The sequence below is a fragment of the Aminobacter sp. P4_H6_2 genome (assembly GCF_056400805.1).
In genome coordinates this window covers 1-6,820 of sequence record NZ_JBFUKO010000294.1, presented here as the reverse complement: position 1 = coordinate 6,820, position 6,820 = coordinate 1, and the positions used below count along the sequence as shown (strand labels likewise).

Genomic DNA, 6,820 nt, shown 5'->3' with positions numbered 1-6,820 from the left:
CAGTACGCTGGCGCGCGAATATGAGGCCGCCTTCGTAAACGACCAGACTGAGATAGCGCTCGCTATTTAAGTATCCAGATATGCACAAAATATCAAACTAACTCATCATATATGGCGTATTCTACCTGCGGAATATATGGCTGATGCCGAGGCTATCGCTGGTGCTTCCCAGCGAACGACAATGCGAACAGTGCCGATCAAGACGGCTGATTAGCAGCCTTATGCCACGTTGTTTCGAACTCGCGAGTTGCTGATTGGGCAGCGCACACAGCTCGCCAATGCCCCGCGCGGCCATCTGGCCGAACATGGTCATCTTGCACCCATTGGCCTTGGGAGCGTTATCCGTCTCTCAGCCATCCTTGCTCAAGCAGGCAATGACCTGCCCGACCTGGTCCACGATCTCGGTCATCTCTACCTCGACCAGATTGCGCAGCTTACGAAGCGGATCGAAGCGCTAGACGTGCGGGTCGCCGACGAAGCAAACCGCCATCGCTACACGCTTGCGCCGCATGCCTGGCATCGGTCCGGTCACTGCCATGACGATCGAAACGTTCGTACATGGCAAGCTTCCAGCGCGGGCGCGCCTTCGCAGCCTGGCTCGGGCTTGTCCCCCGCCAACACTCAGCATCGGCGAGTGCAAGCTTGGGCGCACTTCGAAGATCGGGCAGCGCGATATTCAGCGATAGGCGCAATTCCAGCGGCGTAATCCAGAGGAGAACCCATACATCTTCCGGATCGGAAACCGCACCACCGTTCGTCAATAACAATCCCCGAAGCGCAGTCAGGCGCTTCGGGGATTGCTACATGATTTGCTGCAGACAGTGGCCGTAGCTATTTTTCAAGCTCGGCCTTGAGCTTGGTCACGTCGGCGGCGCTCATCTCGCCGATTGTCTTCACTTCGCCCGACTGAATGCGCCACAGCCTGAACGGGCCAGTGATGTCGCCATGCTCATCGAAGCTCACCGGGCCGATGACGCCTTCATACTTGACCGGTTTGCCTTCCTTGATCAGCGCCAAGGCCTTGGTGAACTCTTCCTTGCCGGCGTGGATAGGTTCGCCGTCGGCGGCAACGACCTGGGGAATGGCGGCCTTGATTGCGGCTGCGTCGCCCTTGCCTGCCTTGGCGACGGCAAGCGCCACGATGGCGCCAGCGTCATAGGAACGGTCGGCAGCGGGAGCATCCGGCTTGATGCCGTTGGAGAAGCTCTCGAAATTGGCGTTGAAGTATTCGGTCGATGCCGTCTTGCTGGTGCCCGACGAGGTTCCGAAGGCGTTTTCCAGATACTGCGCGCCGACGGCTGCTACGAAGTCTGACGAGTTCATCCCGTCGTTGAGCAGGAATTTCTGCGGACCTCCGTTGGAAATCCAAGCGCGCGCGATCGTTGCGCCGTCGACGGGATAGCTGACGAGGTAAAGCGCCTCGGGTTCGCCTGCCATTGCCGAAGTTGCTTCCGCCGAGTAGCTAGCCTGCTTTTCGTTGTAGGGCGTGACCGAGGTGATGACGCCGCCGAGCTTTTCGTAGGCGGCCTTGAACTCGCGCACCATGTTGACGCCGAAGTCGTTGTTGACATGGACGATGGCGATCTTCTTCAGGCCTTGGTCGAGCGCAAACCTGGCGGCAGCGGTTCCCTGCAGCGCGTCGGAGGTGATGGTGCGGAAGAACACACCGTTGGTCTTGCCGTCGCGGGCGAGCTCGGTCAGCGTCGGCGAGGACGATGCCGGCGAGACCTGCACGACACCGGCGGGCGCAGTGACCGAGGTGAGGATCGGGATCGACACCGAGGAAATGATGCCCCCGATAATCACCGGTACTTTCTTGATGTTGACGAGCTGTGTTGCCTGGTCAACGGCAACGGTGCCCTGGCTCTGGCTGTCGCGCGTATCGGTGACCAGCTTGCAGCCGCCGACGCCGCCGGCTTCGTTGAAGTCGCGGAATGCCATGTCGACGGCTTTCGCGCCGGCCTGTCCATAGGCGCCGGCCGGGCCGGTCAGTTCCATCACCATGCCGATGGTGATGTCGCAATCCGCGGCATTGGCGGGCGCGGCGGCTCCGAGCGCTAGGGCCGCAAACGCGGTGGTCAGAAGCAGTGTTCTTTTCATTTCCATTCCCCTTCTTTGTTGTTTGGCCGGTTCCCTGTCGGCCAGTGGTTCAGGCGGATTTTCTGGAGCTGCTTTCAGGCGGCTCCCTTGTTGAGGTTGTATTTCATGATCGAGCCATGGCGGCCGGTGCGATCGCGCTCCAGCGCGTACACGTCGCCGACAAGCGGGGTCGCGGAAGCCAGCACCGCATCGATCTGTCCCATGTCGGCGGGCGTCAGCGAGATGTCGGATATCGCAAGGTTCGAGGCGAGATGCGCGCGGTTGCGCGCCCCCACGATGACGGCGGCTACGCCCGGGCGCAAAAGCACGGCTGCACTCGCCACCGTCGCTACATCGGTCTGATGGCGGTCGGCGATCTCCCGCAAGGCCCGGAGCAGCGCCTGAAACAGGTCCCAGCCGCCTAAATCGTCGATGATGAGCTTGTATTTGGTGAGCGATCGGTTTTCCAACGGCTCGCCTGGCTCGGCAACGCCCAGCCAGCGGTCGCTGAGGAAGCCGCCGGCGACACTTCCGTAACAGAGCAGCGACACGCCGCGCTGGGCAATCGCCGGGACCATCGTCCCCTGTGGCCGGGTGTCGAGCAGGGAATATTGCACTTGCATCGAGACAAGCGGCACGCCGCTGTCGATGATGGCGGTCATGTGGTCAGTGTCGAAATTGGTGCCACCGAAGTTGCGGATCTTGCCTGCGCGGCGAAGTTCTTCGAGCCAATGCGCGGTATCCAGCCACAGTGGCTGGTCATAATCCCACCAGTGGAACTGAACGAGATCGATCCGCTCCGTCTTCAGCCGGCGCAGCGACTGGTCGATGACGCTTTCGACGTTCTGCTTCCTGATGTGCGCAAGGATGTCGAGATCGGGAACAAATTTGGTGTGCACATGGATTTTATCGAGCGCTTCCTGGCCGCGCAGGTTGCGATAGTGCGCGCGAAACTGGCCGATCAGCTCCTCGACGCCGGTGTAGATGTCTGCACAGTCGAACGTGGTTATGCCTGCATCGGCAAATGCCGTCATGTCGGCCATGGCTTCGTCGGCGCGGATTTCGCCATGGCCGCCGGCCATCTGCCAGCCGCCGCGAATGACACGCGATATTTCATAGTCTGGCGTCAGTTGAAATTTCTGCATGTCTGTCCTCAAGCGCCGGGGAGGGGGACGGCTGTGGTGTCGGAATGGTTGAAACGGCGCAGCCCGGTGCGTGTGATACGCAGCCGCGTCGAACAATTGGGGTCGGGGCAGGCCACCTCCGCGTCGGTCGTCATCCAGTCGTTCTGGTGCGTGGGGCGCTGCTTTGCCGCCAACAGCGGTAACACCGAAGCCAGCGAATAGATGGAGAAACCCTGGCCCTGAGGCAGGAAGAGCATTTCGCCGCGCAACTCGAAGTGATCGCCAGGTTTGGCGCCGCAATAGATGGGGCCGTTCTCGGGTGCAGTGACCTCGACCCGCAGATCAAAAAGTTCGAATGCTTCGTCCTTGCCGTCGGTCATTATCTACTCCTGCCCGTCGCCATTGCCGATGGCGATAAGGTGATTGCGGACGAGATCGAAGGAGCGGGTGATGTCGTCGGTGAGCGCACGCTTGGCGCCGTCCTTGTCGCCCCGTTCCAGGGCTCCGATTAGCGCCCAGTGATGATGCACGGCAGGTATGCCGCGGTTTTCGTCGTGGATGTGGGCCGCGGCGCGCACATAGGGGCCGGATTGCAGCCAGAGACTCTCGACGATCGGGATGAGTACAGCCGACCGCGCTGCTTGATAGATATAGAAGTGGAAAGCGTGGTTGAGCTCGGATGTCGTACGCGCCCTGTCCGGATCGTGGCTTTTGAAAGCCGCTTCGCAGGCGAGCGTCAGCCGCCGCAACTCATTGAAATCGTCCTTACCGAGGTTGGGCAGAGCCAACGCCACCAGTTGCTCCTCGATCAGCTGGCGCGCCTGTGCAAGGTCGTCTAGCCGTTCGCGGGTGACCAGCGGCACGCGCACTGAACGGCTAGGAAGTGCTTCGAGTGCCTGCTCTGAAATGAGCCGCGCCAGCGCCTCGCGCACAGGCATCGTGCTGGTCTGCAGCGTTTCCGCCAGTTCGACGATCCGCAACACTTGGCCGGCTTCGAAAACGCCATGGATCAGCGAGCGCCGCAATTCGGCATAGACGCGTTCATGCAGCGTTTCGCGGCCGACGGGCGCAAGGGCGTTGCGCTGGCCGGAATTGCCCTCCTTCGAAGCGCTGGAGCCGCGCTGGTCGACAGCATGGAGATTGTTGGCGTTCAACGTGCAGTCCTTCGATCATGATCGGCACCGTTTTTCTACTTGCCATACGCGAATGTGTCAATGTAGTTTGATCAAACATCAACGATCACGACTGGGCGCGGCAGTTCGAATGCAGGCTAGCTTCTCGACCAACGGTTTAGCTCACGGCGATGCGCCCCTGATCGAGGTCAGCGACCTGGTGAAGCAGTTTGGCGGCCTGCGCGCGGTCGACGGCATGTCGATGACGCTGCGACGGGGCGATATGGTCGGGCTGATCGGCCCGAACGGCGCGGGCAAGACCACCATGTTCAACCTGATCGCCGGGGCAATGAAGCCGACGTCTGGTGCTATCAGGATCGCCGATGCCGAGGTATCGGGCGAAGGCGCCGAAAAACGCATCGGGCGCGGCGTCGGCCGTACCTTTCAGATACCGCGTCCCTTCGCTGAAATGACTGTGCTTGAAAACGTGTTGGCAGGCGCCCAGAATCAGTCAGGCGAGCGTTTCTGGATGAATTTTATCGGCGCAGGCAAGGTCGCCGCCGAACAGCGGGCGGCAGTAGAGAAGGCGCGCGGGCTGCTCGATTTCGTGCTTTTGTCGAAATTACAGAACGAGCCGGCGCGTGTTTTGTCGGGCGGCCAGCGCAAGCTGCTCGAACTGGCGCGCATCCTGATGGCCGACCCTGACGTGATCCTGCTGGACGAGCCGGCGGCTGGCGTAAATCCGACGTTGCTCGAACTCATCATCGACCGCGTCCGCGCGCTGAATGCACAAGGCAAGACCATCCTGCTGATCGAACACAACATGGAGATGGTGGCGCGGCTATGCGACCGGGTGATCGTGATGGCTGCAGGCAAGCTGCTGGCGGAAGGCACGCCGGCGGAGGTTTCCCGCCACCCTGCTGTCGTTAGCGCCTATCTCGGAGGCGTCGCATGACCGCCACCATGCACCCCGTACTGTCGACCCGAGCGCTGGTTGCCGGCTACGAACGTGACCTGCCGATCGTGCGCGGCGTCGATTTCTCAGTGCATGAAGGCGAGTTCGTCGTGCTGCTTGGCCCCAATGGGGCCGGCAAGTCGACCCTGGTCAAGACAATTGCCGGGCTGGTTCCCGTGCACTCGGGAGAGGTTCTGCTTGGCGGCGCCGATATCACCGCCATGCCGAGCCACGAAAAGATCCGCCATGGCTTGGCCTTCGTGCCGCAGACGGAGAACATCTTCACCACGCTCACCATCCATGAAAATCTTCAGATCGCCGCCAACATCCTGCCGAAGGATCGGCGAAACGACAGGATCGCTGCACTTTACGCAATGTTCCCCGACCTTGGCTCGCGGCCTTCCCACCGGGCCGGCCAGCTTTCGGGCGGACAGCGCCAGATGCTGGCGGTGGCCCGTGCGCTGGTCGTCGAGCCATCCGTGCTGATCCTCGACGAACCATCTGCCGGTCTGTCGCCAAAAATCGTGTCGGAGGTTTTCGACCGCCTTGCCACCATCAACAAAACCGGCGTGACGACCGTTCTGGTCGAGCAGAACGTCAAGGCCGCGCTCGCCGTCGCCGACAGGGCAGTCATACTCGTCGAGGGCCTGATCGCGCATGAGGGGGCCGCGTCGCGGCTTGCCGACGATCCGATCGTYGCCGAACTCTATCTCGGCGCTCGCCACGCCAAAAATCCGGTGGCTTCATGAACCCGCAAGCACTGATGGACGGCCTCATCACCGGCTCGATGATCGGGCTTGGCGCGATCGGCGTCACGCTGACTTATTCGATCCTGCGCTTCGCCAATTTCGCGCATGGCGAGTTCGTCGCCTGGGGCGCCTATTTCGCACTCGCGGTGAGCGGTGCGCTCGGCTATCTCTCCGGCTCGCTGTTGACGCCGATCGGGCCGTTTTCATTCGGCTGGTCGCTGCCGTTCGCGGCGGTGATCGCAGTCATCCTCACCGCGGGTCTGGCGCTGCTTGTCGATGCCGTGCTTTTCGGCCCGCTTCGTGAGCGCCGCAGCGCGGTGATCATCCTGGTGATGGCGAGTTTTGGCGCAGCACTCACCCTGCGCAACCTTCTCGAATTCATCTTCACCTCGCAGCCGTTCTATTATACCAAAGCGCTGCAGATCGCGTTTCCGCTTGGCGGCGGGCTGCGCGCCACGCCGGACCAGTTGCTAACCCTCGGCGTCGCGGCGGTGCTGGTGGCATCGGTACATCTCCTGTTGACGCGCACAGCGATCGGACGCTCGATGCGCGCGGTCAGCGAAAACCCGCAGCTTTCCGGCGTTGTCGGCATCGACGTGCGCAAGGTGATCCGTACGGTCTGGGTGCTCGGTGCGGGGCTCGCCTGCATCGCTGGCGTGATGGCCGGACTGCTGGTTCAGATCCGCCCGCAGATGGGGCTAGACCTTCTGCTGCCGTTGTTTGCTGCCGCTATCCTGGGTGGCATTGGCAGCGTGCCAGGTGCCATGATTGCCGGGCTGATTGTCGGACTTGCCGAGGCGC

8 protein-coding genes are annotated in these 6,820 nt (G+C 61.8%); 4 read left to right on the top strand and 4 right to left on the bottom strand.

Annotated features, from left to right (window positions below; translation table 11 throughout):
* Positions 1–558: 558 nt before the first annotated feature.
* Complete coding sequence (locus tag AC1DUU_RS19505) at positions 559–831, top strand: transposase (RefSeq protein ID WP_476785054.1); 273 nt, start codon at positions 559–561, stop codon at positions 829–831.
* Here AC1DUU_RS19505 and AC1DUU_RS19500 read toward each other — a convergent pair whose 3' ends face one another.
* The 4 genes from AC1DUU_RS19500 to AC1DUU_RS19485 all read right to left on the bottom strand — a co-directional run bounded on the left by AC1DUU_RS19500 (position 832) and on the right by AC1DUU_RS19485 (position 4,357).
* Positions 832–2,100, bottom strand: coding sequence for an ABC transporter substrate-binding protein (locus AC1DUU_RS19500; RefSeq protein WP_476785053.1), 1,269 nt, complete (start codon positions 2,098–2,100; stop codon positions 832–834).
* A gap of 74 nt (positions 2,101–2,174) precedes the next feature.
* Entirely contained in the window at positions 2,175–3,224 is a 1,050-nt protein-coding gene (locus AC1DUU_RS19495; protein WP_476785052.1) for an aldo/keto reductase, read from the bottom strand.
* An 8-nt stretch (positions 3,225–3,232) separates the two neighbouring features.
* Entirely contained in the window at positions 3,233–3,583 is a 351-nt protein-coding gene (locus tag AC1DUU_RS19490) for a TIGR04076 family protein (protein WP_476785051.1), read from the bottom strand.
* 3 nt (positions 3,584–3,586) lie between these two features.
* Entirely contained in the window at positions 3,587–4,357 is a 771-nt protein-coding gene (locus AC1DUU_RS19485) for a GntR family transcriptional regulator (RefSeq protein WP_476785050.1), read from the bottom strand.
* A 109-nt stretch (positions 4,358–4,466) separates the two neighbouring features.
* Between AC1DUU_RS19485 and AC1DUU_RS19480 the strand changes: the two genes are divergently transcribed.
* From AC1DUU_RS19480 to AC1DUU_RS19470, 3 genes are all read left to right on the top strand, one after another.
* Positions 4,467–5,270, top strand: a complete 804-nt coding sequence (locus tag AC1DUU_RS19480; protein WP_476785049.1) for an ABC transporter ATP-binding protein — start codon at positions 4,467–4,469, stop codon at positions 5,268–5,270.
* On the top strand, positions 5,267–6,019 hold the full coding sequence (locus AC1DUU_RS19475) for a branched-chain amino acid ABC transporter ATP-binding protein (protein WP_476785048.1): 753 nt from the start codon (positions 5,267–5,269) through the stop codon (positions 6,017–6,019). Before AC1DUU_RS19480 ends, AC1DUU_RS19475 begins: the two co-directional genes overlap by 4 nt.
* The coding region (locus tag AC1DUU_RS19470) for a branched-chain amino acid ABC transporter permease (RefSeq protein WP_476785047.1) at positions 6,016–6,820 on the top strand (805 nt) is incomplete at its 3' end. The genes AC1DUU_RS19475 and AC1DUU_RS19470, both read left to right, overlap by 4 nt.

Excerpts from the sequence above, each read along its gene's own strand:
- AC1DUU_RS19505 (WP_476785054.1), top strand. The coding sequence starts at position 559 with ATGGCAAGCTTCCAGCGCGGGCGCGCCTTCGCAGCCTGGCTCGGGCTT.
- AC1DUU_RS19500 (WP_476785053.1), bottom strand. The coding sequence starts at position 2,100 with ATGAAAAGAACACTGCTTCTGACCACCGCGTTTGCGGCCCTAGCGCTC.
- AC1DUU_RS19495 (WP_476785052.1), bottom strand. The coding sequence starts at position 3,224 with ATGCAGAAATTTCAACTGACGCCAGACTATGAAATATCGCGTGTCATT.
- AC1DUU_RS19490 (WP_476785051.1), bottom strand. The coding sequence starts at position 3,583 with ATGACCGACGGCAAGGACGAAGCATTCGAACTTTTTGATCTGCGGGTC.
- AC1DUU_RS19480 (WP_476785049.1), top strand. The coding sequence starts at position 4,467 with ATGCAGGCTAGCTTCTCGACCAACGGTTTAGCTCACGGCGATGCGCCC.